Raw genomic sequence first — 24,862 nt, 5'->3', positions numbered from 1 at the left:
TCAGGCCGACCGAGCGGACACGACAGCCATTGTTGCGCTGTCTGTCATTTCCAAGGCCTCGTTTTCGTTCAGGCCCATGATCTCGGCCAGACGTGCGCGACCGCGGTTTGTACGGCTTTTGATCGTGCCGACCGCAACGCCACACATTTCGGCTGCTTCCTCATAGGAAAAGCCCGATGCACCAACGAGGATCAACGCTTCGCGCTGTTCGTCGTTCAGCTGTTCAAACGCGACACGGAAGTCTTTCATCTGCAGGCGACCATCGTGCGCAGGCTTTTCAGAAAGGCTGTTGGTCATAACACCGTCGACGTCGGACACTTCACGACCAGCTTTACGACGGTTCGAATAATAGGTGTTGCGCAGAATTGTAAAAAGCCATGCGCGCATGTTTGTTCCGGTCTGAAAACTTTCGATTTTTGTCCAGCCCTTCACCAGCGTGTCTTGCACCATGTCATCGGCCAAAGAGCCGTTGCGGGTCAAACTAAGCGCAAATGCACGCAGCGCTGGGATGTGTGTCACCAGCTCCTCACGGGGGTCAGCGCTCATTTTTGCTCTCCCTGCTCGGCGTTTTGCTCGGATGCAGCACCACCGTCCTGCGCCTTGAGTTGATCAAGTAGGTTCAAAAACCGATCAGGAATATCTTCGCTGATCATGTCCTGATAGACACGCTTCAAATTGTCATCGATGAGCCGAGCCTGCTTCGAATTCTCGATTTCGTTCGCCATGGTTACCCTATATGCTTCCCGCAAAATTCTGATCTGATCTTGGAACCAAACGCGCGAACATGCGTTAGGTTCCAAATTAGTTTGAAAAAAGGATGGGGAAATGACAACACAGGATCTGAGCAGCGAGATCGGCTCAGCACTGCCTTACCTGCGTCGCTATGCACGCGCTTTGACAGGTGATCAAACGTCTGGTGACCGCTACGCGGCAGCCACTTTGGAAGCGGTTCTGGCGGACCGTAATATGGTGATCGAAGCAAGCAGCCCGAAAGTGGGTCTGTTCAAAGTGTTCCACGGCATCTGGGTGACAACGGGCGCCCCCGTGACCACAGAAACCGACGGCCCGCGTGCCGCTGCACAAAAGCATCTGGCGCGCCTGACAACAAACAGCCGCGAGGCGCTTCTTCTTCATACAATCGAAGAATTTAGCCTGTCCGCTGTAGCCGAAATCATGCAGATCGGCGGCGACGAGGCCGAAATTCTGGTTGAAACGGCGCGCCGCGAAATGGCGGATGGTCTCTCTGGCCGCGTTCTGATCATCGAAGACGAAGCAATCATCGCTATGGATCTTGAATCCATCGTTGCCGATCTGGGTCACCGCGTCACTGGCGTTGCGCGCACCCGCGACGGTGCCGTTGCCTTGGGTGCACAAGACACGCCCGACCTTATTCTGGCAGACATCCAACTGGCCGATAATTCGTCCGGTGTTGATGCAGTGAACGATTTGCTGGCTGATCTGGGCGAACGTCCTGTGATCTTTATCACAGCCTTCCCTGAACGTCTTTTGACCGGCGACAAACCGGAGCCCGCGTTCCTGATTTCTAAACCCTACTCCGAAGAACAGGTCCGTTCGGCGATCTCGCAAGCGATGTTCTTTTCGTCGACAGAAACGCTCAAAGCTTAAATTTTTTCTGTCGTTCACAACAAAAAAACCCCCGCCGATCAGGCGGGGGTTTTTTCGTGTCGTGTTCAGCGCGTTAGGCCTTGCGCAAGACCCGCATAACCAGCGTCACAACAAACAGTACCAAGAACACGACGAACAGAACCTGTGCGATACCGGCAGATGCCGACGCGATGCCGCCAAAGCCAAAAACAGCAGCGATAATAGCAACGATGAAGAATGTAACAGCCCAACCAAGCATGGGAAATTCCTTTCGATTTGTGGTGCCCCCGAGTTGTTCGCCATGATTCTAAAGTGGCAAAAAACTGTAAGGGCTTTCAAAGAACCGGAACGCTTCCGGCGTCTGAAAACCCAACGTGTAAAGCGATGAAAGGTTCCCGTTTCCCGAATTTATTACCATGGGTTGAAGCTGACCAACCGGATAAAAACAGAGGTCCTATGTTCTTAGAAAATAAGTAACTCAATGACTTGCACTGAAAGCTGAATGAGCCATATTTGGTAAAACAATTCCCAAAACGGCTGTTTCTCCAATTTCCCAGCCGTCTGAGACTTTAAAGCCGCCTTCGGACGAAGGCGGCTTTTTTCTTTTCACTATGCCAGTGACGGTAGCCACAACACGATTGATGGAAACGCCACCAAAAGTGCGATGGTCACAGCATCCGCAAAGAAGAACGGAAGCACGCCGCGGAACACGTCCTGTACGGACAGATCCGGACGGACACCTGCCACAACGAAACAGTTCAGACCGATCGGTGGCGTGATCAGACAGAACTCTGCCATCTTCACCACAAGGATACCGAACCACACAGCGCACATCGTACCGGACATGCCAAAGGTCGAGTCTGCCGCTGTCACGGCCTCGCCCCCGTTCAGCGCCATCACTGCCGGATAGACAACTGGCAACGTCAGAAGAAGCATCCCAATCGCATCCATGAACATGCCCAGCACCGCATAGGCCAACAGAATGCAAATCAGGATTAGCATGGGCGGATAATCCAGCGACGTGATCCAATCCGAGAACGCAGTGGGAAGATCAGCAAAGCCGAGGAAGCGCACATAGATCAGAACACCCCAGATGATCGAGAAAATCATCACGGACAGTTTCGCTGTTTCGATCAACGCGTCTTTCAGTTCGGGCCAACGCATCCCGCGCCACAGGGCCATCAGAAGTACGATGAACGCACCAATCGCGCCACCTTCCGTCGGGGTCCCCCATGCGTCACCGCCGAAGGGGTTGTAGACGAAGAAGATGATGATCACGACAACGGCAAAAATCGGAAGCGCAGGCGGCAAGGCTTCGAACCGTTGGCGCCATGTGAACCCGCTGACCGGAGGGCCAAAGTTCTTCATCGTCAGGGCCAAGCCGATGATCAGTGCTGCATAGACGATGGCTGAGAAGACACCCGGAATGAAGCCCGCCAACAAGAGTTTGCCCACGTCCTGTTCAACGATGATCGCATAGATCACAAGGATCGCAGACGGCGGGATCAGCGATGCAAGCGTTCCGCCAGCAGCCACAACGCCCGCCGCAAAGCGTTTGTCATAGCCGATCTTCAACATCTCGGGGATCGCGATCCGCGCGAAAACTGCAGCGGTCGCAACCGACGCGCCGGACACGGCCGCAAAACCCGCCGTGGCAAAAACTGTCGATACGGCCAAGCCGCCCGGCACCCAAGCGATCCAGCGTTTGGCCGCCTCGAACAACGCACGGGTCAGGCCGGCATAGTATGCCAGATAGCCGATCAGGATGAATGTCGGGATCAACGACAAGGCCTGCGACGCCACCTTACCATGGGGCACCTGCCCTGCGGTTTTGATGGCAACGGTCATCGCCCAGCCAAGTTGTTCGGGCGCATAGCCCTTCTTGGCCCAGAAAATCCAGATCAACCCAAGCAGACCCGCAAACGCAGCCGCGAAGGCCACTCGCATCCCGATGACAACAAGGACCAGCATGATACCGCTGACCCACAAACCAATTTCAATGGGTTCCATAGCCTAGTCCCGCCCCGAGATATGTTCTGCTTCTTGGGCCGCTTGTTCGGCCACGGATTGAACCAGCGGCACCGCCGCAGGGCTTTCCAGCCCGAGCACGAAGGCACGTCCAAAGCCGATCAACTGAAGGATCAACCGAAGGCTCATCACGAAGAAAGCCACGGGCACAACCAGTTTGGCGGGCCACAGCGGCAATCCGATGTCGATGGTGCTGTCACGGCTCCACAAGGGTTTTGCCATGTCAAAGCTACGATCGAAATGCGCCCATGATCCGTAGACCAACGCCACAATCACCAGAAAGATCGCTAAGGTCGTGATGAATTCGGCCAACCATAAGGGCCGCCCTTTCAACTGGCCAATCAGGATGTCCATCCGGATGTGCCCGCCTTCGCGTTGGACAAAAGAAACCCCGAGGATCGCGATCAATGGCATCAGGGTTTCGATCCAGTCCACGTACCCGCGCAGGGGTTCATTGAACAGATTTCGACCCGTCACCGAAATGACGGCCAAAAACATCAACATGAATGCGAAAATTCCCGCAACTAGCACGAACACCCGCTCTATCCGCAACAGCGAATGGTCCAAGCGGCTGATCAGGCTGTCATCGCTAAGAACAGCGGATGCACCGGCCATGGCTCACCTTTCAAGTCTGGTCATGTGATACGAAATGGCCCCGTTCGGGAAATCCTGACGGGGCCACATCCGACTGTCGCCTTGGCGAAAGCCAAGACGCGCCGGTCGTTATTTGCGCATGTCTGCGAGCGTGGAGTTCACCAGATCATACAGCTCTTGCGCCGGAAGGCCCTGAGCTGCGTTTTCTTCGATCCATGCTTTGGCAATCGGGCCAGCCGCGACTTCACGGAACTTCGACAGTTCCTCGTCCGAGATCATGACCTTCTGAACGCCTTTTTCGGCCAGAACGGCATCCCACTTCTCAAGAAGTGCGCCATAGTTTGCCAGATAGTGATCGATGGCTTCATCGACCGAGCTGTCCAATGCTGCACGATGCTCATCCGACAGGCTTTCATAGGCGTCGATGTTTACAACAATCGGGCAGTTTACGGTGCCGGGGTTCAGGTTGGCAGTCCACCAGTCCGCTTCGTTGATTGTGCCGAACGACAGGTGCGCGTGCTGAGCGAACGCAACTGTGTCAACAACGCCGGATTCCATCGCCTGATAGGCTTCGGATGATGTAACAGACGTCGGAACACCACCAACAGCGGCAAAGGCCTTACCCAGACCGCCAGTCGCGCGAACGCGCATACCGTCGAATTCTGCCAGTTCGTCACGCGGCTCGCCTGTACCAACAAGGTTGTACTGGGGCATCGGCGACGTCATCAGCATCTTTGCGTTCCACTGTGCCATTTCTTCGGCAACCGCGGGGTGCGCGTAAACAGCGTGGCTGACAGCGACTTCTTCTTCCAGCGTGTTCACGCCAAGGAACGGAAGTTCCAGAACGGTGATCGCACGGTTTTTGTCAGCATGATAACCCGCGCAGAACTGCGCCATTTCAAACGCACCGATGGAGATACCATCAAGGTTTTCAGTGTTCTTCGACAGGCCGCCGTAGGACACATTCATGGTGAATTCGCCGTTTGTCTTGGCGCTTACCAGCTCGGCCAGCTTTTCAACGTGCTCGGTAAACGCGCGGCGCTTACCCCAAACAGACACGTTCCATTCTGTTGCAGCCGCTTCGCCAGCAATTGTCAGAGCCAACAGGGACACTGTCAGCTTTGCAGTGATATTTTTCATATTATCCTCCCAAATTTCAACACCGTAGGATGTTGAAGATGGGCGAAATCCTAGTGCACTCAGCCAGCGACGCAATACCCAGTTTTGGGCAGGAAGCGAGACACAGGTAAAAAGTTTCGACTATCCTGTGCAGGTTGCCCCACACAGGATTTAGCAGGGAAAGAAAATTACTCTGCAGCCACCCGTTTCGGTGACAACATTTCCTTCAGATAGCGGCCGGTATGACTGCGCGGTTCATCTGCGATTTCTTCCGGGGTACCTTCGCCGACGACTTCGCCACCGCCATCGCCGCCTTCAGGGCCGATATCGATGATCCAGTCCGCCGTTTTGATCACATCCAGATTGTGTTCGATCACGATGACTGTATTCCCGGCCTCGACCAAGGAATGCAAAACTTCCAACAGCTTACGCACATCTTCGAAATGAAGGCCGGTGGTCGGTTCGTCCAGAATGTATAGGGTCCGGCCCGTCGAACGACGCGCCAGTTCCTTGGACAGCTTAACGCGCTGCGCTTCGCCCCCGGACAGGGTGGTCGCCTGCTGGCCTACCTTAATATAACCCAGCCCGACCTTCACCAACGCATCCATTTTTTCGCGGATTGATGGCACAGCCGAGAAGAATGCCTGCGCATCCTCAACGGTCATATCCAGCACATCGGCAATCGATTTGCCCTTGAACTTGATCTCAAGAGTTTCGCGGTTGTAGCGCGCGCCCTTGCAGGTTTCGCAAGTCACATAGACGTCCGGCAGAAAGTGCATTTCGATCTTGATGACGCCGTCACCCTGACAGGCCTCGCATCGTCCGCCTTTGACGTTGAACGAAAAACGCCCCGGTTTGTAACCACGCGCCTTGGCTTCCGGCAGGCCCGCGAACCAGTCTCGGATCGGACCGAATGCACCAGTGTACGTCGCGGGGTTCGACCGCGGGGTTCGGCCAATCGGACGTTGGTCAATATCGATGACCTTGTCCAACTGCTCCAACCCTTTGATCGTTTCACACGGGCTGGGCGTTTGCTTGGCCCCGTTCAGGCGCATGGATGCGGTTTTGAACAGTGTCTCGATCGTTAGCGTGGATTTACCACTGCCTGAAACACCCGTGATGCAAACGAATTTGCCCAATGGGAAATCGACGCTCACGTCTTTCAGGTTGTTGCCCGTCGCTTTGACAACGCGCACGGCCTTACCGTTCCCAGGCCGCCGCTCGGCCGGAACAGAAATCTCGCGCGTTCCAGACAGATACTGGCCGGTGACCGAGTTCTCGTCATCGGCTACCTGTTTCGGGGTGCCGTGGCTGACGACCTGACCGCCGTGGATACCGGCACCCGGACCAATATCGAACACATAATCCGCCTCGCGAATGGCGTCTTCGTCATGTTCAACCACGATCACCGTGTTCCCCTGATCTCGCAGGTTTTTCAGCGTCGTCAGCAGTCGATCATTGTCGCGTTGGTGCAGACCAATTGACGGTTCGTCCAGAACATACAGAACACCCGTCAGACCCGAACCAATCTGGCTGGCCAGACGGATACGCTGACTTTCGCCGCCCGATAGCGTGCCTGCGTTCCGCGACAGCGTCAGATACTCAAGACCCACGTTGTTCAGAAACCCTAGCCGTTCGCGAATTTCCTTCAGGATCGCGCGGGCGATTTCGTTTTTTTGTTTGCTCAAGGCATCCGGCACACTTTGCGTCCAGGCGTAGGCATCCTTGATCGACATCTCGACAACCTGCCCCACGTGCAGACCACCGATTTTAACGGCCAGCGCCTCTTCGCGCAGACGGTATCCGCCGCAAGTTCCGCACGCACGGTTGTTCTGGAAGCGTTCGAATTCTTCGCGCACCCAGCTTGAATCCGTCTCGCGATATCGGCGTTCCATATTGCGGATGACGCCTTCAAACACGCGCGTCACGTTGTAGACGCGACCGCCTTCATCATAGCGGAAGGCGATTTCTTCATCGCCGGAACCATACAGAAAAACCTGCTGAACATGTTTGGGCAGGTCTTTCCATTTCGTCGATGTTTTAAATCCATAATGCTTGGCAAGGCTTTGGATTGTTTGCGTAAAATATGGCGACTTGCCCTTGCGCCACGGCGCAATGGCCCCGTCACCGATCGTCAGGTTTTGATCCGGAACAACCAGACGTTCATCAAAGAACAGCTCGACGCCCAAGCCGTCACATTCAGGACAGGCCCCGAACGGAGCGTTGAACGAAAACAGGCGCGGTTCGATTTCCGGAATTGTGAAGCCGGAAACCGGACAAGCAAAGTTTTCCGAGAAGGTGATCCGTTCTGGATCGCCCTCTTTCGGCGCGGTTTCCAGAATGGCGATGCCATCGGCCAGATCCAGCGCTGTGCGGAATGAATCCGCCAAACGCGTTTCCATGCCTTCACGCACAACGATCCGGTCAACGACAACATCAATGTCATGACGGAATTTCTTATCCAGCGTCGGCGGTTCGTCGAGCTCATAGAACTCACCATCTACTTTGACGCGCTGGAAGCCCTGCTTGCGCAGTTCAAGGAATTCTTTCTTGTACTCACCCTTCCGGTCACGAACGATAGGCGCCAGCAGGTAGCCACGTGTGCCCTCTTCCATGTCCATAACACGATCGACCATGTCCTGAACCTGCTGCGCCTCGATCGGTTCGCCGGTTGCAGGGCTATAGGGCGTCCCTGCCCGCGCGAACAGCAGACGCATGTAGTCGTAGATTTCGGTAACCGTACCCACGGTCGAACGCGGGTTTTTCGACGTCGTCTTTTGTTCAATAGAAATCGCGGGGCTTAGGCCCGAGATGTGATCCACATCTGGCTTTTCCATCATATCAAGGAACTGCCGCGCATAGGCGGACAGACTTTCGACATAGCGACGTTGGCCTTCAGCATAGATCGTGTCGAACGCCAAAGACGACTTACCCGATCCGGAAAGGCCGGTGATCACGACCAACTGGTCGCGCGGAATATCCACATCAATCCCTTTGAGATTGTGCTCTCGCGCGCCGCGAACTTCGATAAACTTCTGCTCAGCCATGATCACCCCATTAACGGATGGTTTACACATAGTCGCGCCCACGCCATTCGCCAACAACAAAATGAGAACATAGTGCGAACATACGTGTGCAGCCGTCTATGTCGCACAAAAAAAGGCGCAGGCCAATTCGCCCGCGCCTTTCAGGAGGAGTTCGGTTACCGTCAGCGGTACAAAAGCGACGTGCCGTTGGCGAACAAATGCACCTTCGCAGGGTCCGCTGTCAGGCGCACATCTGTGCCGCGTAGGCCTGAATGAATGCCCTGCAACTTGCCGATCACAGGATTGCCGTTCACCTCTTGGAAATAGAGCAAGGTGACCTCACCCAAGGCTTCGGTGATCTGGACTGTGCCATGGAAAATGAAGTCATCGGTCGCTGAGACAAAATCCTCAGGACGGACACCCACATTAACCTGCATCCCCAAATCATCGGCATTCGTCGGAACGTTGGAAATCGCAACACCGCCATCTGCCAGCTTCACCTTGGTCTGCTCACCGGTTTCAATGACCTCACCCGGAAGCAGGTTCATTGCAGGCGAGCCGATGAATTGCGCAACGAATTCGCTGTTGGGCGTCTCATACAGCTCTAGCGGCGTGCCAACCTGCGCAATGCCTTTGTTTGCCAGAACCACGATACGCGACGCCAACGTCATCGCTTCGACCTGATCATGGGTGACATAAATCATCGTCGATTCAGGCATCTTCTCTTTCAACTGCGCGATTTCGATCCGTGTCGCCACACGCAGCGCGGCATCAAGGTTCGAAAGCGGTTCGTCGAACAGATAAACCTTGGGATCACGCACAATGGACCGACCGATTGCAACACGCTGGCGTTGACCGCCGGACAAGGCTTTGGGCAGACGATCAAGGTACTGATCAAGCTGCAGCATCTTGGCCGCGCGCTCGACAGCCTCATCAATCTCGGCCTGAGGTTTCTTGGCGATCTTCAGCGCAAAGGACATGTTTTCGCGCACCGTCATATGCGGATAGAGCGCATATGACTGGAACACCATGGCGATCCCGCGCTGTGCGGGCGGTACATCGTTGACCACCTGGCCGTCGATCTCCAACGTGCCGCCGCTGATCTTTTCCAGTCCAGCAATCATCCGCAACAATGTGGATTTGCCGCAGCCGGATGGCCCAACAAAAACGATCAACTCGCCCTGCTGGATATCCAGATCAATGCCCTTCAGCACCTCGACGGAACCGCCATACGTCTTGGACACATCCGTCAGTTTCAGGTTCGCCATATCCTTCCCCCCTTAGGATGCGATTTTGATCATCAGGGCCGGCTGCCACGGACCAAGATGCAATTTGCCATCCGGCGCCGCGCCGGTGCTGCCCAGTTCAACTCCGATCTGGTGCCAATTGCCGTCTGGCATGTCGACAACGCCCGGCTCTCCGCTCAGGTTAAAGGCGCAGAAAATGTCCTCCTGACCATAAGACCGCAGGAATGTAAGAACGTCACCGGTGACCGTGACGTCCGTCTGCATACCCTTCAGGATCGCTTTGTGTGCATGGCGGAAGGCAATGGCCTTACGGTAGTGATGAAGGATAGTTGCAGGATCCTGTTCTAGATCAGCCACCGTCCGGTGCAGGTGATCGTTGCTGACCGGCAACCACGGGCGACCCGTCGAAAAGCCGCCGTTCTGATTGGACTGTTCCCAAACCATCGGCGTCCGGCAACCATCACGGCCCTTGAACGCGGGCCAGAAACGAATGCCGTAAGGATCTTGCAGGTCCTCGAACGCCACCTCCGCTTCGGGAAGCGCCAGTTCTTCCCCCTGATAAATACAGGTAGAGCCGCGCAAACACTGCATCAGTGTTGCAAAGCAACGCGCCGCCGCATCGGATAGCCCCCACCGGCTGACGTGACGCGGCACGTCATGGTTGGAAAACGCCCAACACGCCCAGCCATCGGCAGCGACCTGATCAATCTGCGCGAACACATCCGCGATATATGCGGCCGTTGGCTGCTTTGATGACAACAGCTCGAACGCATAGCTCATGTGCATCAGATCATCGCCACTGGTGTATTCACCAAGGATTTCCAAACCACGGAGATCGTCGCCGATTTCGCCGACTGCGGCAGCGTTATATTGCGACATCAAGGCGCGAAGTTTCCGCAAGAATTCAAGGTTTTCCGGGCGGTTCTTATCATAAAGATGAATCTGCCAAGTATAGGGATTCACCTCGGGCGCGATGATTGGGCTACGCTTTTCCTTGGGCAGTGGCGGGTTATCCCGCAGTTCTTTGTCATGAACGTAGAAATTGATCGTATCCAGACGGAAGCCATCCACACCACGATCCAGCCAGAACTGCGCGACGTTCAACAGCGCCTCTTGAACCTGCGGTTCATGGAAGTTCAGATCGGGCTGTTCGGTCAGGAAGTTGTGCAGGTAGTACTGACAGCGGCCTGTATCCCACTCCCATGCGGATCCGCCAAAAATCGACAGCCAGTTGGTGGGTGGTGTGCCGTCCTCTTTTGCATCGGCCCAGACGTACCAGTTGGATTTGTCGTTGTCTTTGGACTGACGGCTTTCCTTGAACCAAGCGTGCTGATCTGATGTGTGCGACAGCACCAGATCGATCATAACCTTCAGACCCAGACGATGTGCGGTCGATACCAGCACATCGAAGTCTGCAAGCGACCCGAACATCGGATCGACATCGCAGTAGTCGGACACGTCGTATCCAAAATCCTTCATCGGCGATGTGAAGAACGGCGAAATCCAGATCGCGTCCACACCAAGTGACGCAATATGCGGCAAACGCTGGGAAATTCCCAACAAATCGCCGATCCCGTCACCGTTGGAATCCTGAAAACTGCGCGGATAGATCTGATAGATCACCGCACCGCGCCACCAATCTTTGTCTACGTCTGCGCCCGCCATTACCGGATGCTCCAACTCTTTTGTCATTGTGGTCTTTCTTTACTTCACCGAACCGGCCAGCAGGCCGCGAACGAGGTATTTCTGCATTGCGAAGAAAACGAACAGCGGAACCGCGATCGACACAAAGGCCGCGGCCGCGAGAATGCCCCAGTCACCGCCCCGCGAACCCAGAAGGTCGTCAGCAATCTTGACGGTCATCACCCAGCTTTCGGAGTTCGACGGCAGGAACACTTTGGCCACCAGCAGGTCATTCCAAGTCCACAGGAACTGGAAGATCGCGAAGGACGCCAAAGCCGGAAAGGACAGTGGCAGCACGATCTTGGTGAAGACCTGAAAGTCTGTCGCCCCGTCCACCTTGGCGCTTTCGATGATGTCACGCGGCAGGCCAACCATGTAGTTCCGCAGCAGGTAAATCGCGAGCGGCAGACCGAAACCGGTATGCGCCAGCCAAATCCCGAGAAAGCTTTGGCCAATCCCCACTTTGTTATGGAACGTCAGCATAGGGACCAGCGCCAACTGAAGCGGCACAACCAACAGCCCCACGACCACAGCCACCAAAAAGCCGCGACCGGCGAAATCCATCCACGCCAAAGCGTAAGCCGCGAAGGCCGCGATCAGGATCGGAATGATCGTGGCCGGAATGGTCACTGTCAGCGTGTTGATGAACGCTCGGTCCATGCCTGCCGATCCAAGGATCGTTTCATAGTTGATCAGTGTAAATTCGGGCGGCGTTTCCGCCATGATATAAACGGATGGCGCGCGCTTGATGTCTTTGGCAGATGCGTACGAAAAATCACCGTTGCCCATCACGGTAAGCGATCGGTCGATCTGGGCTGTTTCAGCAATTATCTTATTGCCGTCTTCGTCCAGCTCCGGAAATACGGGCGCGTCCCCAGCCGGATAGGCCAGTTCAAGCTTGATATCGTCAACCTTGCCGTCGGGCTCGGTCACATCCACCACGAAGCGTGTGTACGTCTGCCCGACCTTTGCCGCACCGGGCTCACGGGCTTGGATACCAAAGGCGGCGACACTGCCGCTTCCTTCACCAAAGACGTTGCCTTCCAAAACATACAACCCATCGATCTGCTGAACGCCCTCGGGCTCTGGGTTAATGCGATAGGCTTGTTCCACTGGGAACATCGACGCCCACCAACCCGACTGACCAATCTGGTCTCGGTCACGGAACGAAGACACCAACAGACCCACGGTGGGAACCAGCCATAGGATGACCAGCAACAGCACCGACAGGTTGCTAACGATGGAAAGAGACGATTTTTGTCCTGCGATATTGTCCATGTCCCTGCCTCCTCAGCGCATTTCCGACCGCGCTTGGCGGATATTCCAGATCATGACAGGCAGCACGATCAGCATGATGACAAAGGCCACAGCAGTCGCGCGCCCGTCGTCGCGGAACATGAAGTCCATCATGTAGCTGGGCAGAATTTCGGTCGCAAAGTTGCCGCCCGTCATCGCATAGACGATGTCGAAGACCTTCAGCACGAGGATGGTGATCGTCGTCCAGACAACCACAATTGTGCCTTTGATCTGCGGGACTTTGATTTTGAAGAAAATCTGGAACGGGTTCGCGCCATCAATGATCGCCGCCTCGACCGTTTCTTCCGGAATACCCCGCAGCGCCGCCGACAGGATCACCATGGCAAAGCCGGTTTGAATCCAAACAAGAATGACCATCAAGAAAAAGTTGTTCCAAAACGGGATCTGCAACACATCAATCGGGGACATCCCGAAATAGTCGCGTACAGCGTTGATGATCCCGATATCGGGATCATTGGCATAGACGAATTTCCAGATCAGCGATGCGCCTACAAACGAAATCGCCATCGGCATAAAAATCAGTGATTTCGCAATATTCCCCCAGCGAAGCCTGTCAGTTAGTTGCGCCACCAGAAGGCCAAAGAATGTGGCGGCGGCGGGCACAACCAAGGCCCAAAGTACGTTGTTAAGAAAGGCCGTTCGAAAGCCGTCCTCCGAAAACATCTGTACGTAGTTGCCAAGTCCGATGAATTTGTCGCCGGATCGGTTGTAGAGCGACCGGATAAAGCTACCGATCACGGGATAAATCAGATAAAGGCTCAGCGCGAACAAAGCCGGAAACAGAAACAGCCACGGGCGCACCATCGTGGCGCGATTGATGTTTCTTCCGTGATCGTCGTTCCGCGCAGGAAAGATCAGCTTATCAAGGATCAGGTTCGATCCGTAAAAGTAGGCGATACAGCCGCCCACCCCGATCAGGATCGTCAGAATTCCCTGCAATACTGGTGACATAACGCGCGTCCTTCCCCTGAACCTTCAGCGCCTCTCATCAGGCAAACACCCGATGACAATGTTGGCCCCACCAAATGGCAGGGCCAACAGTTTCAAGCAGTTCGCTTACTGGATCGAGTCCCAACGTTCCTGAATGGCAGTCGCCACATCACCCGCGCTTGCGCCTGTGACGTAGTCAACCATACCGGTCCAGAATGCGCCCGCGCCGATTTCAGACGGCATCAGGTCGGACGCGTCAAAACGGAAGGTCGATGCATTCTGCAGGATTTCGCCCTGCGCCTTCGAGGACTCATCTGCGTAGTTATCAAGGTTCACACCCGCATGTGCGGTCAGGAAGCCGCCCTGCGCCATCCAAAGTTCATGCGCGATCGGTGTTTTGAAGTACTCGATCAGGGCATTGGTTGCATCGGACGGATTTGTGATGCCGAACAATGTGCCCGCACCCAGAACCGGCTTACCCAGATCTTTGCCCTCATACGCCGGGAAGTAGAAGAAATCGGCATCATCGCCCATTGCTGTGCCTTCCGGGAAGAACGCAGGAATGAAGGACGCCTGACGGTGCATGTAGCACTCGGGCGGAATTGCGAACAGGCCGTTCGGGCTATCACGGAAGTCTGTTGTGGCAACTGCCTGCGCGCCGCCCTGAACATAGGCGTCGTTCTTGGCGAAATAGCCGAACTCTTCGATGGCTTCGACGACTTTCGGATCGTCAAACTTCATCTCGTTCGACACCCACTGGTCATAAACCGCAGGCTCTTGCGTGCGCAGCATCAGGTCTTCTACCCAGTCTGTCGCCGGCCAACCTGTTGCAGCACCGGAACCCAGACCAATACACCATGGTGTGCCGCCATCTTCGACGATCTGATCAGTCAGCTCTTTCAGCTCTTCCATGGTTTCGGGGATGTCATAGCCCGCTTCATCAAACGCGGTCGGCGAATACCAAACCAGCGATTTCAGGTCGACGCGGTAGAACATGCCGTACAGCTGATCGTTGCCATCGGGGTCGGCATATGTGCCCAGATCCACCCACGAGCTACCAGCAGCGAAGTTGTCTTTGACCCAATCCGCCGTACCTTCCGGCATCGGCGTCAGGAAGCCTTGCTTGGCCAGATCAGCGGCCAGACCGGGCTGCGGAAAGACTGCGATATTCGGTGCCGAACCGGAACGCGCCGAGATCACGATGTCCTGCTCGAAGCTGTCGGAACCGGAGTAGTTCACGGTCGCGCCGGTGGCTTCTTCGAAATAGTTCAAGACGATATCGACCTTTTCCTTTTCGACGCCGGTCCACGGGCCGGTCATGGTGATCGTTTCACCTTCAAGGTTGTACGCATCCGCGATGGCCGCAAGGCTATCCCAGTTAAAGGCACCTTCGCCTTCGTTAAACGGCAAATGGCCAGCGGCATGTGCGCCACCAGCGACCAGAGCAGCGGCAGCTGCTGTCCCCAACAAAGTTTTCATCATTCCAGTTGTCCTCCCAAAAACCATCGCTTTGAAGAATCGTTTCAAAGTTTTTCAAAGCGCTTTGATAAATCTGAAACTGTCGCACAGCGGAACAACTGTCAATGGCCGAAATATTCTTTTAAACAGACTTTAATGCTGCATTGCAGCTAGGGTTGCGCGAAAAATGGGCTTCCAACACCTTGGCAACTGTGCCAAATGTTAATGAGTTTTTGAAAGCGCTTTGAAAGCCAGTATGAACCTGAAAGAACTCGCAGAGCACCTGAACCTGTCACAAACCACGGTTAGTCGTGCCCTAAACGGCTACCCGGAGGTCAAGGAAGCAACGCGCCTGCGTGTCGAGGCCGCCGCGAGGGCGAATAACTACACCCCGAACGGTCGCGCCAAAAGCCTTGCTACCGGGCGCACCATGACGGTCGGTCATGTGATTCCGCTTTCGAAAAAACATGAAATGGTGAACCCCGTTTTCGGCGATTTCGTAACCGGCGCTGCCGAAAGCTTTCTGGCATCTGGATACGATCTGATGCTCTCCTTGGTCGAAGACGGCAAGGAAGAAGAGCATTACCGCACTATCAAAGCGCGCGGGAATGTAGACGGCATCATCGTACACGGCCCCAGGATGCACGACAGTCGTATCGAACTTCTGAACGAACTGGAATTGCCCTTTGTGGTCCACGGTCGGGCGACTGATGTCACGACCCCCTATTCGTGGATCGATATGAACAACTTCCGTGCGTTTTGCCGCGCGACAGAGTTCCTGATTACGCTCGGCCACAAACGCATCGCTCTGATCAACGGTCTTGAGTTTATGGACTTCGCCCATCGCCGGAAGCTCGGACATCTGACCGCTCTGGAATCCGCGGGCATCAAGCCGAACCACGATTATATCGCGGGCGGCGAAATGACGGAAGAACACGGGTATTCCAACGCGATGAAGATGCTGGATCTGCCAGAGCCGCCCACGGCGTTTCTGACGTCCTCACTTGTCGTTGCTTTGGGTGTCAGGCGTGCGCTTCAGGACCGGAACCTTGTCATGGGGCGCGATGTGTCGATCATCACCCATGACGATGACCTCGGCTACCTGCGCAATGGCGGCGACGTGCCGATCTTTACCGCGACTCGGTCGTCCGTGCGTGAAGCAGGAAGACAGGGTGCGGATATGTTGCTGGATATGATCGCCAATCCCAGCGACACACCGAAACAGCACTTGCTTGAGGCTGACATGATCCTGGGCGGGTCCACCGGCCCTGCCCCTTTTTGACGGACATAAAGATGCGCAATAAACGCTCTGATTTTGCTGACGATTTCCTGTTTGGCGTCGCGACGTCCAGCTATCAGATCGAAGGCCACGGATTCGGCGGCGCCGGACCGACCCATTGGGACACATTCGCCGCCACGCCGGGCAATGTGGTGCGCGGCGAAAACGGGGCCCGCGCCTGCGACCATTACCACCGGTTTGACGAAGATTTCGATCTTGTTCGAAATGCTGGCTTTGACGCATACCGCTTCTCCACCAGCTGGGCGCGCGTTCTGCCCGAGGGTCGCGGGACGATCAATCAGGAAGGTCTGGACTATTACGACCGCCTGACAGACGCGATGCTGGAACGCGGCATCAAACCCTGTGTCACGCTGTATCATTGGGAAATGCCATCGGCCCTATCTGATCTTGGCGGCTGGACCCACCCCGATGTCGCAAACTGGTTTGCCGACTTTGCCACCATCATCATGGATCGCATTGGCGACCGGATGCATTCCATCGCGACGATCAATGAATTCTGGTGTGTCACGTGGCTGAGCCACTTTCTGGGCCATCACGCACCCGGTCATCGCGACATCCGCGCCACGGCCCGCGCGATGCACCATGCGTTGAAGGCGCATGGCACAGCAATTCAGGCGCTTCGTGCACAAGGTCACGAGAATCTTGGGGCCGTGTTCAATCTGGAATGGGCAACACCGGCAGATGACAGCGTTGCCGCAAAACGCGCGGCCGAGCTTCATGACGGTTATTACAACCGGTTCTTTCTGGATTCGGTCTTTAAGGGTTCCTACCCCGAGATCATCCTAGATGGGATTGAAGAACACCTTCCCAAGAACTGGCAGCACGATTTTCCGATCATTCAAAGCCCCGTCGACTGGTGCGGTATCAATTATTACACCCGCAGCGTCATGGCGCCTGACAGTGGCCCTTGGCCCGGCGTGAAAACCGTTGAAGGCCCACTTCCGAAAACCTTCATGAACTGGGAAATCTATCCGCAAGGACTCTATGACTTCCTGAAACGCACCGCGGATGAATACACCGGCGACCTGCCACTGTTCGTGACTGAAAACGGCATGGCGGCCTCGGACGATCTGATCGGTGATACGATAGACGACACACATCGCATGGAATTCATTGATCTCCATCTTGATGCGGTGCGTCAGGCAAAAGCAGACGGCGTTCCGGTTCAAGGCTACTTTGTCTGGTCGCTTTTGGACAACTATGAATGGGCATTAGGCTACGAAAAACGCTTTGGATTGGTCCACGTCGACTTTGAAAGCCTTGAACGCACGCCCAAAGCCTCTTACCACGCGCTTTCAAAGGCATTGAGGACCTAGACCATGTCGCACACGCCCCAAACAGCAGTTGTCGCCGATATTGGCGGGACCAACACCCGCGTTGCCATCGCCAAGGGGCATGACATCGTCGAGACCTCGATCAAGCGCTACAAAAACGCCAGCCAGACCGGACTGACGCAAATCCTGACGGACTATCTGGGCCAGAACGACGTCAGCCCTGATGCGGCTTGCGTTGCGATGGCTGGTCCGGTTCGCGACGGCGTTGGCCGTTTGACCAACCTCGACTGGGCCATCGACCGCGACGTGATCGCGCGCGCGACAGGCGCGGGCCGCGTGGCAGTTCTGAATGACCTGCAGGCACAAGGCCACGCGCTGGCATCGCTTAGCGGTAATGATCTGGTGCCGATCCTGCCACGCGAAAGCATCCAGACAGACGCGCCCAAACTGGTAGTCGGTGTGGGAACGGGCCTGAACGCCGCGCCGATCTACAGCGTCGGCAATAGCACCGTCATTCCCGCATCTGAATCCGGCCACGTATCGCTGCCAGTGCGCAGCGAAGAAGAGTTGCGCCTGCACGATTTCATTGCCCGCAAGCATCCTGAACCCGGCATCGAAGATGTCCTGTCCGGCCGTGGTTTTGAACGAATCTATGCATGGATCAGCCACGAGGCTGGCCAGAACGAAGAACGCTCTGCCGCTGATATCATGGCGTCCGTTCACAGCGACCCGCTTGCAATGCGAACCGTTCAGACATTTTCGCGTATCTTGGGTGGGTATGTGGGCGATCTTGCGCTGATCACCCTGCCCCTTGGCGGGATTTATCTGTGTGGTGGCGTTGCCCAGCATTTTGCGCCGCACCTGACCATGGACACCTTCGGCAAGGCCTTTGCCGCCAAGGGCCGCTTTACAGATTTCATGGCGCAATTCCCCGTGCATCTGGTCGCCAACGACTATGCTGCACTCACCGGCTGCGCCTGCCATCTGGAAGAACTCCGCCACTAAGAGCGCCCACCAATCCGGCACTTTTTCGCAATAGTTCCCGACTATGGCGCGGTTCCGCGCGCTTGACCCTTTGATTTCGCGACATTTCACGGCACACAGAAGCAAAGCAGAAATAACAGCTTGCAGGAGCCGCCATGACGATCACCCGTATCCAGACCAAACCTATCGACGGTCAGAAACCCGGGACGTCCGGCCTTCGCAAGAAGACCACCGTTTTCATGCAGCCGCACTATCTGGAAAACTTCGTGCAGTCGATCTGGACGGGTATCGGCGGCGTAAAGGGCAAAACGCTGGTTCTGGGCGGCGACGGGCGATACTTCAACGACCGTGCGGCACATGTCGTTCTGCGCATGGCCGCAGCCTCTGGGGCGACCAAAGTGATCGTCGGCCAGAACGCCCTACTTTCCACCCCTGCGGCTTCGAACCTGATCCGGAAACGCAAGGCAGATGGCGGCATCATCCTGTCTGCCAGCCACAACCCCGGTGGCCCCAACGGCGATTTCGGGATCAAGTATAATGCCGCAAACGGTGGCCCCGCGAATGAAAAAACAACCGACCGGATTTTTGCAGCAACCAAGGAAATCACAGGCTACGACATCATCGAAGCGCAGGATGTGGACCTGAACCAGATCGGCACGACGAATTTGGCCGATATGGAGATCGAGGTCGTCGATCCGGTCGCGGACTACGCCGAAATGATGGAAGGCATTTTTGATTTCGATGCTCTCTCTGCGCTCTTCAAATCCGGCTTCCGCATGCGGTTTGACGCGATGCACGCGGTGACAGGCCCCTATGCCAAAGCCATTCTGGAAGGCCGCCTTGGCGCGGCAGAGGGTACCGTGGTTAATGGCACGCCCTCACCCGATTTCGGCAACGGTCACCCCGATCCCAATCCGATCTGGGCCAAAACATTGATGGACGAAATGATGGGCCCCGATGCGCCGGACTTTGGCGCGGCGTCGGACGGCGACGGCGACCGGAACATGATCGTGGGGCGTCACTGCTATGTCACCCCGTCTGACAGCCTTGCCGTGCTAGCAGCAAACGCCATCTGCATTCCGGCCTATGCCAAGGGTTTGGCCGGCGTGGCGCGATCGATGCCCACATCCCGCGCAGTGGACCGTGTGGCCAAAGCCCTGAACATCGAATGCTACGAGACGCCCACGGGATGGAAGTTTTTCGGCAACCTGCTGGACGATGGCCGCGTGACGCTTTGCGGTGAAGAAAGCGCAGGCACGGGGTCTGACCACGTGCGTGAAAAAGACGGGCTTTGGGCGGTGCTGTTCTGGCTGAACATCCTTGCCAAACGAAAGACTTCGGTTGCTGATCTGATGAAGGATCACTGGGCCACCTATGGCCGCAACTATTATTCCCGCCATGATTACGAGGCCGTGGATAGCAGTGCAGCCAACGACCTTGTTGCGTCGATCCGCGATCAACTGGAAACGCTGCCCGGCACAACAATCGCCGGAGAAACCATCGAAACGGCCGATGAATTTGCCTATGACGATCCGGTTGATGGGTCGCGCAGCGAAGGCCAAGGGCTGCGTTTAACCACTGCATCGGGTGGACGCATCGTAATGCGGTTGTCCGGGACAGGCACCGAAGGCGCGACCTTGCGTGTCTATCTGGAACAGGTCGAAACCGATCCATCCAAGATGGGCCAAGACCCGCAAAAGGCCTTGGCGTCTATCATTGATGTGGCACAGTCTGTGGGCGAAATCGCGAAACGTACGGGGCGCGAAAAACCCGACGTTATCACCTGATTATACCTAAATATCAGTCGATTAAGACGCGATATTCAGGCATGCCGCGAAAGCTGGTTTCGATCGCGAAGGTCGATCCCGCCATGGGATCGTCATCGCCCGTATCAACACCTGCCGACGTCACGAAAAGCGTCGAATAATCAGGCCCGCCGAACGCCGGACAACTGGTTTGTGCCGCAGGCAAACCGAAGGCCGTCACAAACTGGCCCTCGGGCGAGTAGCACGCGACGCGGCTTGATCCCCACTGGGCGCTCCAGAACTGTCCGTCGGCGTCTATGACCGCACCGTCGGGTTTTGTCCCCGCCTCGTTCAGATCAAGAAATGGTTCCGGCTCACCCACAGGCCAGCCGTTTTCATCCAACGCCACCTTCATAACAACATAGGTCGGGCTGTCTGTGAAATAGGCACAGGATTTGTCGTGGGCAAAACAGATGGCATTCGAGATCGTGATGTTATCGAAAAGCAAAGTCAGCTTGCCTTCGAAATATCGGTAGATCGCCCCCGCGCCGTCCTCGGCGTTGAACCCCATTGTCCCGATCCAGAAACCGCCCCACGGATCCGCACGCCCGTCGTTCGAACGCGTCACAGAATTATCTGCCTCCAGCGGTAGAACATGGGTTTCCTCGCCCGTGGCTGTGTCAAAGATGAACAGGTTACGGGAACTGGCCACCAGAAGGCGGTCTTTGTCGATGATGCCCGCAGCGGAAACGGGGCGATCAAACGTCCACACCGTTTCACCGTGATCGCCACGGCGATACAGTTTGTGGGACAGGATATCGAACCAGAACAGCGCCTGTTGATCGGGATGCCACAATGGACCCTCGCCCAAGGTGCAGTATGTGTCGCTGAATACGGTGTGTGACATGGCCCCTCCTGTTTTGCGGCAGACTGACGCAGGCGGCACGGGAAGACCAGTGCAAATCCATCCGTATTTCTGGGTGCTTCCGGATTTGTTTTTTATCGGTTAGTCCAAAGGCATGAGGAGGATCATCGAAGGCATCCAGATACGCTATAGCCAGAAGCTTTTCCTTCTGGCAGCGGTCCCTTTGATCCTAGCGGCAGCCGCCATCGCATTGGTCGTTGCCAACCAATCCCGATCCCTCGCAGAACGCGAAATCCGAAGCCTTGAGACACAGTTGCTGGAAGCCAAAAAGGCCGAACTGCGCAACTACGTCACGCAGGCACGCAACGGGTTCTATTTCATCTACGGCAACGCAGCGCCGGATGATGAGGCCGCCAAGGAACAGGTCAAACAAATCCTTGCCGCGATGATCTATGGCGATGAAGGCTTTTTCTTTGTCTACGACTATGACGGTACCAACATCGTCAGCCCGCGCCAGACCAATCTGATCAACAAGGATTGGACCGGCATGACTGACAGCGAAGGCACACCGATCGTTGATGAACTGATCCGCATCGCGCGTCAGGGCGCTGGCTATCACGAATATCTCTGGCCCAAACCATCAACCGGCAAAGAAGCGCGGATGATCACCTATGTGACGTCTTTCCCTTCTTGGCAGTGGGCCGTGGGCACCGGTGTGTTCATCGATGACGTTGTGTCATCGGTCGCAGCCGCCCGGGCTGATATGGAGGCACGTATCCGGCGCACATTTATCTATATCGGTGCCATCACGGCGTTTTCGCTGTTGTTGGTATTTATGTCCGGCCTTTTGCTGAACATACATGAAAAGAAGCTCGCTGATGCAAAGCTGCGTGAACTGACACAGCGGGTATTTGATGCGCAGGAAGAAGAGCGGGGCCGCGTTGCGCGCGAATTGCATGACAGTATCAGCCAGATTCTTGTCGGCGTGAAATATTCGCTCGATATCGCCAAACGCCGCGTGACCAACGAAGACAAACGTGCGGCCGAGACGCTGGATAAAGGCATCGACAACCTGTCAGGCGCCATTCAGGAAGTCCGCCGCATTTCGCGCGACTTGCGTCCGGGCGTGCTGGATGATCTGGGACTTGGTCCGGCGATCAAGGCATTGGCCGATGATTTCCGCGCCCGCACCAATATTGAAACGAAGTTCGAAACCGTTGTCTTCCGCAACCGTCTGGACCAAGAGGCACGGATCGCCCTTTACCGCATCGCTCAAGAGGCGCTGACCAACGTCGAACGTCATTCACAAGCGACCATGGTCAACATCGATTTGCGCGGCCACACACGCGGTGCAACCTTGCGGATTTCCGACAATGGCCAAGGCATGCCCAAGGCCGAAAACCGCAAAGCTCGCTCTGGGATTGGTCTGCGCAATATGCAAGAACGCGTTGATCAATTGGGCGGGACACTGACCGTGAAATCCAGTGCCAACGGCACTACTATTGAAGCGCGGGTGCCATTGACGCACTTGTTGCCCCCTGAACCATAAAGCTTGAAGGAACGGCACATGACCACTCCGATCCGCGTTGCCATCGTTGACGACCATCCTATGGTCGCCGAAGGGATCGAAGCCATTCTGGAATGTTACGACGACATCTCGGTCGTAGCCACGCTGTCTGACGGTAAGGAAATCATCGACCGCATCGATGATCTGTCGCCGGATGTGATCCTGATGGATTTGAACATGCCCGGCCTGTCGGGCCTGTCAGCGACGGAAATGCTGCTTGAGCGGCGTCCAGAAACGCGCATTCTGATCCTGTCCATGCACGACAGCCCCGAATACATCTCGACCGCGCTAAGCCATGGGGCCAAAGGGTACGTTTTGAAAGACGTCCCCACCGAGGAAATCAAGCATGCCATCGATGCTGTGATGTCCGGCCAGCGGTATCTATGTACGGGCGCCCAAGGTTCGTTGGAACCGACTGCCAGCGATACCCGTGAACAGCTGACCAACCGCGAACAGACGATCCTGCTGCAACTTGCCCAAGGCATGTCGAACAAGGACGTCGCGAACGCATTGGACATTTCCGTGCGAACCGTCGAAACGCACCGCAAGAACATCAAGCGCAAGCTTGGCATCAGCTCGACCGCAGGCCTGACCCGTTATGCGCTGGAACACGGTGTGCTTCAGGGGACCGGTGTCAACAGCTAGGTCTTAGCAGAGTTTGAAGGCATCCAAGAATGCAACGCTGGCATTATCAGCGCCTGCGATGCTGCCGCTCAGCATCTGTCCAACGACCATCAACGCGACCAGAATGGCGGCTTTGATCAGGCCAAAATCTCGGCGTCTGGAAATATGCATTTGGCCCTCCTGTCATATTGAACCAATGCGTTTAGTTTGCCCCGAGTTGGTCATTCAGGCAATTCACATGTATGCGCGCAAATGAAACACAAGCTGTGCGATCCTGCTTGTGAACCGCGCGCGTTCGCTGCTATGGATTGGCCTGCGCGGGTATGGTGAAAAGGTATCACACGAGCTTCCCAAGCTCTTGTTACGGGTTCGATTCCCGTTACCCGCTCCACCCTTTCAATCTTTCTGAAAGCACGGCTACATCGCGCCTTATGTCGTCGCGGATCGGCCCGCTCCGCGGCGCATCCAAAAGCGTTGTCAGCAGCGTGTGATCCGGTTTGGCTTTCCGCGGCCACGATAGAGCGCGAAGGATGTCTGACGCCTCTGACGGCAAAACATCCGGCACCTCGAACCCAGCGATTTCGGCCCAAACGGCGGTCCATGCACGGCCCACTGTCCACGGATTATATCCCCCACCGCCCGACACCACCAAGCGCGGGGCCAGTGGCCGTAGGGCGCGCACGGTTTTGACGTGACATTGATTTGATAGCGTCAGGCGCGCCAAAGGGTCTTCGCTTACCGCATCTGCCCCGCATTGCAGGAATATCGCGTCGGGTTTGAACGACTGGAGGGCTGGAAGGATGACCTGATCCAGAACCAGATCGAATTCAGTGTCATTGAACCCACGCGCCACCGGAAGATTGAGCGCTGCCCCGCCTGCATCATCATCGATGCCGCCTGTGAACGGCCAGCGATTGGCTTCATGGACAGACACCATCCGCACATTGTCCGCGCCGTAAAATGCTTCAGCCACGCCATCACAGTGATGTGCATCGATATCGACGTAGGCCACACGCTGACAGCCAAGCTCTAGCAGCCGTTGGATCGTGAGGACGGGTTCATTCAGATAACAGAATCCCCCTGCCCGATCCGCCATCCCGTGATGGGTCCCGCCCCCGGGATTGAACACGACACCGCCAGCTGCAACCAGTTCCGCGGCCAGCAGGCCACCACCCACAGCCGTCGCAGGTCGGCGATACATTTCGGTGAAAACCGGATTGGACAGAGTGCCCAAATGGTGGCGCGTCCGTGTCGCCTCGGAAACAGATTGCTCTTTCTCCGCAGACAGTAACGCATCCACATACGCGGGCGTGTGAAACCGTTCCAAAGCCACGGGTTTGGCCATCGGCGAAGTTCGGTACCGTTCCGGCGAAAGCCAGCCTAGCGCCCGTGACAGATCGATCACCACTGGCACGCGCGGAATGGACAACGGATGTAGCGGCCCATAGCTGGAACCGCGATAGATGTTTGATCCGATGAACAATTCCGTCATGGCA

22 protein-coding genes and 1 tRNA gene are annotated in these 24,862 nt (G+C 56.0%); 8 read left to right on the top strand and 15 right to left on the bottom strand.

What is annotated here, in order from left to right; all coding sequences use genetic code 11:
- Entirely contained in the window at positions 1-546 is a 546-nt protein-coding gene (locus tag AC4FIA_RS13115) for an RNA polymerase sigma factor (protein ID WP_103909885.1), read from the bottom strand.
- Positions 543-725: a NepR family anti-sigma factor gene (locus tag AC4FIA_RS13110; protein WP_490366226.1), complete on the bottom strand. Its 183-nt coding sequence runs from the start codon at positions 723-725 to the stop codon at positions 543-545. The genes AC4FIA_RS13115 and AC4FIA_RS13110 overlap by 4 nt, the downstream gene beginning before the upstream one ends.
- A 100-nt stretch (positions 726-825) precedes the next feature.
- On the opposite strand from AC4FIA_RS13110, the gene AC4FIA_RS13105 reads away from it, so the two are divergent.
- Positions 826-1,626 (top strand): response regulator, encoded by an 801-nt coding sequence (locus AC4FIA_RS13105; RefSeq protein WP_490366225.1) that lies wholly within the window; start codon positions 826-828, stop codon positions 1,624-1,626.
- 73 nt (positions 1,627-1,699) lie between these two features.
- On the opposite strand, the gene AC4FIA_RS13100 is transcribed toward AC4FIA_RS13105, so the two are convergent.
- From AC4FIA_RS13100 to AC4FIA_RS13055, 10 genes are all read right to left on the bottom strand, one after another.
- Positions 1,700-1,864, bottom strand: coding sequence for a DUF1328 domain-containing protein (locus tag AC4FIA_RS13100; RefSeq protein WP_103909888.1), 165 nt, complete (start codon positions 1,862-1,864; stop codon positions 1,700-1,702).
- Positions 1,865-2,214: 350 nt separating this feature from the next.
- Positions 2,215-3,615: a TRAP transporter large permease gene (locus AC4FIA_RS13095; RefSeq protein ID WP_490366224.1), complete on the bottom strand. Its 1,401-nt coding sequence runs from the start codon at positions 3,613-3,615 to the stop codon at positions 2,215-2,217.
- A 3-nt stretch (positions 3,616-3,618) separates the two neighbouring features.
- Positions 3,619-4,248, bottom strand: a complete 630-nt coding sequence (locus tag AC4FIA_RS13090) for a TRAP transporter small permease subunit (RefSeq protein WP_490366223.1) — start codon at positions 4,246-4,248, stop codon at positions 3,619-3,621.
- Positions 4,249-4,356: 108 nt separating this feature from the next.
- Positions 4,357-5,367, bottom strand: a complete 1,011-nt coding sequence (locus AC4FIA_RS13085) for a C4-dicarboxylate TRAP transporter substrate-binding protein (protein WP_490366222.1) — start codon at positions 5,365-5,367, stop codon at positions 4,357-4,359.
- 167 nt (positions 5,368-5,534) lie between these two features.
- On the bottom strand, positions 5,535-8,393 hold the full coding sequence (gene uvrA / locus AC4FIA_RS13080) for an excinuclease ABC subunit UvrA (RefSeq protein WP_490366221.1): 2,859 nt from the start codon (positions 8,391-8,393) through the stop codon (positions 5,535-5,537).
- A gap of 161 nt (positions 8,394-8,554) precedes the next feature.
- A complete protein-coding gene (locus tag AC4FIA_RS13075) occupies positions 8,555-9,640 on the bottom strand; it encodes an ABC transporter ATP-binding protein (protein WP_490366220.1) in 1,086 nt (361 codons plus the stop codon).
- Between the two features lie 12 nt (positions 9,641-9,652).
- Positions 9,653-11,311 (bottom strand): alpha-glucosidase, encoded by a 1,659-nt coding sequence (locus AC4FIA_RS13070; protein ID WP_490366219.1) that lies wholly within the window; start codon positions 11,309-11,311, stop codon positions 9,653-9,655.
- 12 nt (positions 11,312-11,323) lie between these two features.
- On the bottom strand, positions 11,324-12,580 hold the full coding sequence (locus AC4FIA_RS13065) for a carbohydrate ABC transporter permease (protein ID WP_490366218.1): 1,257 nt from the start codon (positions 12,578-12,580) through the stop codon (positions 11,324-11,326).
- 12 nt (positions 12,581-12,592) lie between these two features.
- A complete protein-coding gene (locus AC4FIA_RS13060; protein ID WP_490366217.1) occupies positions 12,593-13,570 on the bottom strand; it encodes a carbohydrate ABC transporter permease in 978 nt (325 codons plus the stop codon).
- Between the two features lie 105 nt (positions 13,571-13,675).
- Entirely contained in the window at positions 13,676-15,031 is a 1,356-nt protein-coding gene (locus AC4FIA_RS13055) for an ABC transporter substrate-binding protein (protein WP_490366216.1), read from the bottom strand.
- Between the two features lie 232 nt (positions 15,032-15,263).
- Between AC4FIA_RS13055 and AC4FIA_RS13050 the strand changes: the two genes are divergently transcribed.
- The 4 genes from AC4FIA_RS13050 to AC4FIA_RS13035 all read left to right on the top strand — a co-directional run bounded on the left by AC4FIA_RS13050 (position 15,264) and on the right by AC4FIA_RS13035 (position 20,352).
- Entirely contained in the window at positions 15,264-16,289 is a 1,026-nt protein-coding gene (locus tag AC4FIA_RS13050; protein ID WP_490366215.1) for a LacI family DNA-binding transcriptional regulator, read from the top strand.
- An 11-nt stretch (positions 16,290-16,300) separates the two neighbouring features.
- Positions 16,301-17,623 (top strand): GH1 family beta-glucosidase, encoded by a 1,323-nt coding sequence (locus AC4FIA_RS13045; RefSeq protein ID WP_490366214.1) that lies wholly within the window; start codon positions 16,301-16,303, stop codon positions 17,621-17,623.
- Between the two features lie 3 nt (positions 17,624-17,626).
- Positions 17,627-18,586: a glucokinase gene (locus AC4FIA_RS13040; protein ID WP_490366213.1), complete on the top strand. Its 960-nt coding sequence runs from the start codon at positions 17,627-17,629 to the stop codon at positions 18,584-18,586.
- Between the two features lie 134 nt (positions 18,587-18,720).
- A complete protein-coding gene (locus AC4FIA_RS13035; protein ID WP_490366212.1) occupies positions 18,721-20,352 on the top strand; it encodes an alpha-D-glucose phosphate-specific phosphoglucomutase in 1,632 nt (543 codons plus the stop codon).
- A gap of 13 nt (positions 20,353-20,365) precedes the next feature.
- On the opposite strand, the gene AC4FIA_RS13030 is transcribed toward AC4FIA_RS13035, so the two are convergent.
- Complete coding sequence (locus AC4FIA_RS13030) at positions 20,366-21,217, bottom strand: SMP-30/gluconolactonase/LRE family protein (RefSeq protein ID WP_490366211.1); 852 nt, start codon at positions 21,215-21,217, stop codon at positions 20,366-20,368.
- Between the two features lie 112 nt (positions 21,218-21,329).
- Between AC4FIA_RS13030 and AC4FIA_RS13025 the strand changes: the two genes are divergently transcribed.
- Positions 21,330-22,724, top strand: coding sequence for a cache domain-containing protein (locus tag AC4FIA_RS13025; protein WP_103909903.1), 1,395 nt, complete (start codon positions 21,330-21,332; stop codon positions 22,722-22,724).
- 18 nt (positions 22,725-22,742) lie between these two features.
- Positions 22,743-23,387 (top strand): response regulator transcription factor, encoded by a 645-nt coding sequence (locus AC4FIA_RS13020; protein ID WP_490366210.1) that lies wholly within the window; start codon positions 22,743-22,745, stop codon positions 23,385-23,387.
- A 3-nt stretch (positions 23,388-23,390) separates the two neighbouring features.
- Here AC4FIA_RS13020 and AC4FIA_RS13015 read toward each other — a convergent pair whose 3' ends face one another.
- Entirely contained in the window at positions 23,391-23,537 is a 147-nt protein-coding gene (locus AC4FIA_RS13015) for a hypothetical protein (RefSeq protein ID WP_160006802.1), read from the bottom strand.
- 146 nt (positions 23,538-23,683) lie between these two features.
- On the opposite strand from AC4FIA_RS13015, the gene AC4FIA_RS13010 reads away from it, so the two are divergent.
- Positions 23,684-23,757, top strand: a tRNA-Gly gene (locus tag AC4FIA_RS13010).
- Here the strand turns inward: AC4FIA_RS13010 and AC4FIA_RS13005 are convergent.
- Positions 23,746-24,858: an acetoin utilization protein AcuC gene (locus AC4FIA_RS13005; RefSeq protein WP_490366209.1), complete on the bottom strand. Its 1,113-nt coding sequence runs from the start codon at positions 24,856-24,858 to the stop codon at positions 23,746-23,748. The two genes, AC4FIA_RS13010 and AC4FIA_RS13005, sit on opposite strands and share 12 nt — an antisense overlap.
- Positions 24,859-24,862 lie beyond the last annotated feature (4 nt).

Source organism: Thalassococcus sp. (assembly GCF_982780845.1).
This window is presented reverse-complemented; position numbering and strand designations above follow the sequence as displayed.

Excerpts from the sequence above, each read along its gene's own strand:
- AC4FIA_RS13115 (WP_103909885.1), bottom strand. The coding sequence starts at position 546 with ATGAGCGCTGACCCCCGTGAGGAGCTGGTGACACACATCCCAGCGCTG.
- AC4FIA_RS13110 (WP_490366226.1), bottom strand. The coding sequence starts at position 725 with ATGGCGAACGAAATCGAGAATTCGAAGCAGGCTCGGCTCATCGATGAC.
- AC4FIA_RS13105 (WP_490366225.1), top strand. The coding sequence starts at position 826 with ATGACAACACAGGATCTGAGCAGCGAGATCGGCTCAGCACTGCCTTAC.
- AC4FIA_RS13100 (WP_103909888.1), bottom strand. The coding sequence starts at position 1,864 with ATGCTTGGTTGGGCTGTTACATTCTTCATCGTTGCTATTATCGCTGCT.
- AC4FIA_RS13095 (WP_490366224.1), bottom strand. The coding sequence starts at position 3,615 with ATGGAACCCATTGAAATTGGTTTGTGGGTCAGCGGTATCATGCTGGTC.
- AC4FIA_RS13090 (WP_490366223.1), bottom strand. The coding sequence starts at position 4,248 with ATGGCCGGTGCATCCGCTGTTCTTAGCGATGACAGCCTGATCAGCCGC.
- AC4FIA_RS13085 (WP_490366222.1), bottom strand. The coding sequence starts at position 5,367 with ATGAAAAATATCACTGCAAAGCTGACAGTGTCCCTGTTGGCTCTGACA.
- uvrA (WP_490366221.1), bottom strand. The coding sequence starts at position 8,393 with ATGGCTGAGCAGAAGTTTATCGAAGTTCGCGGCGCGCGAGAGCACAAT.
- AC4FIA_RS13075 (WP_490366220.1), bottom strand. The coding sequence starts at position 9,640 with ATGGCGAACCTGAAACTGACGGATGTGTCCAAGACGTATGGCGGTTCC.
- AC4FIA_RS13070 (WP_490366219.1), bottom strand. The coding sequence starts at position 11,311 with ATGACAAAAGAGTTGGAGCATCCGGTAATGGCGGGCGCAGACGTAGAC.
- AC4FIA_RS13065 (WP_490366218.1), bottom strand. The coding sequence starts at position 12,580 with ATGGACAATATCGCAGGACAAAAATCGTCTCTTTCCATCGTTAGCAAC.
- AC4FIA_RS13060 (WP_490366217.1), bottom strand. The coding sequence starts at position 13,570 with ATGTCACCAGTATTGCAGGGAATTCTGACGATCCTGATCGGGGTGGGC.
- AC4FIA_RS13055 (WP_490366216.1), bottom strand. The coding sequence starts at position 15,031 with ATGATGAAAACTTTGTTGGGGACAGCAGCTGCCGCTGCTCTGGTCGCT.
- AC4FIA_RS13050 (WP_490366215.1), top strand. The coding sequence starts at position 15,264 with ATGAACCTGAAAGAACTCGCAGAGCACCTGAACCTGTCACAAACCACG.
- AC4FIA_RS13045 (WP_490366214.1), top strand. The coding sequence starts at position 16,301 with ATGCGCAATAAACGCTCTGATTTTGCTGACGATTTCCTGTTTGGCGTC.
- AC4FIA_RS13040 (WP_490366213.1), top strand. The coding sequence starts at position 17,627 with ATGTCGCACACGCCCCAAACAGCAGTTGTCGCCGATATTGGCGGGACC.
- AC4FIA_RS13035 (WP_490366212.1), top strand. The coding sequence starts at position 18,721 with ATGACGATCACCCGTATCCAGACCAAACCTATCGACGGTCAGAAACCC.
- AC4FIA_RS13030 (WP_490366211.1), bottom strand. The coding sequence starts at position 21,217 with ATGTCACACACCGTATTCAGCGACACATACTGCACCTTGGGCGAGGGT.
- AC4FIA_RS13025 (WP_103909903.1), top strand. The coding sequence starts at position 21,330 with ATGAGGAGGATCATCGAAGGCATCCAGATACGCTATAGCCAGAAGCTT.
- AC4FIA_RS13020 (WP_490366210.1), top strand. The coding sequence starts at position 22,743 with ATGACCACTCCGATCCGCGTTGCCATCGTTGACGACCATCCTATGGTC.
- AC4FIA_RS13015 (WP_160006802.1), bottom strand. The coding sequence starts at position 23,537 with ATGCATATTTCCAGACGCCGAGATTTTGGCCTGATCAAAGCCGCCATT.
- AC4FIA_RS13005 (WP_490366209.1), bottom strand. The coding sequence starts at position 24,858 with ATGACGGAATTGTTCATCGGATCAAACATCTATCGCGGTTCCAGCTAT.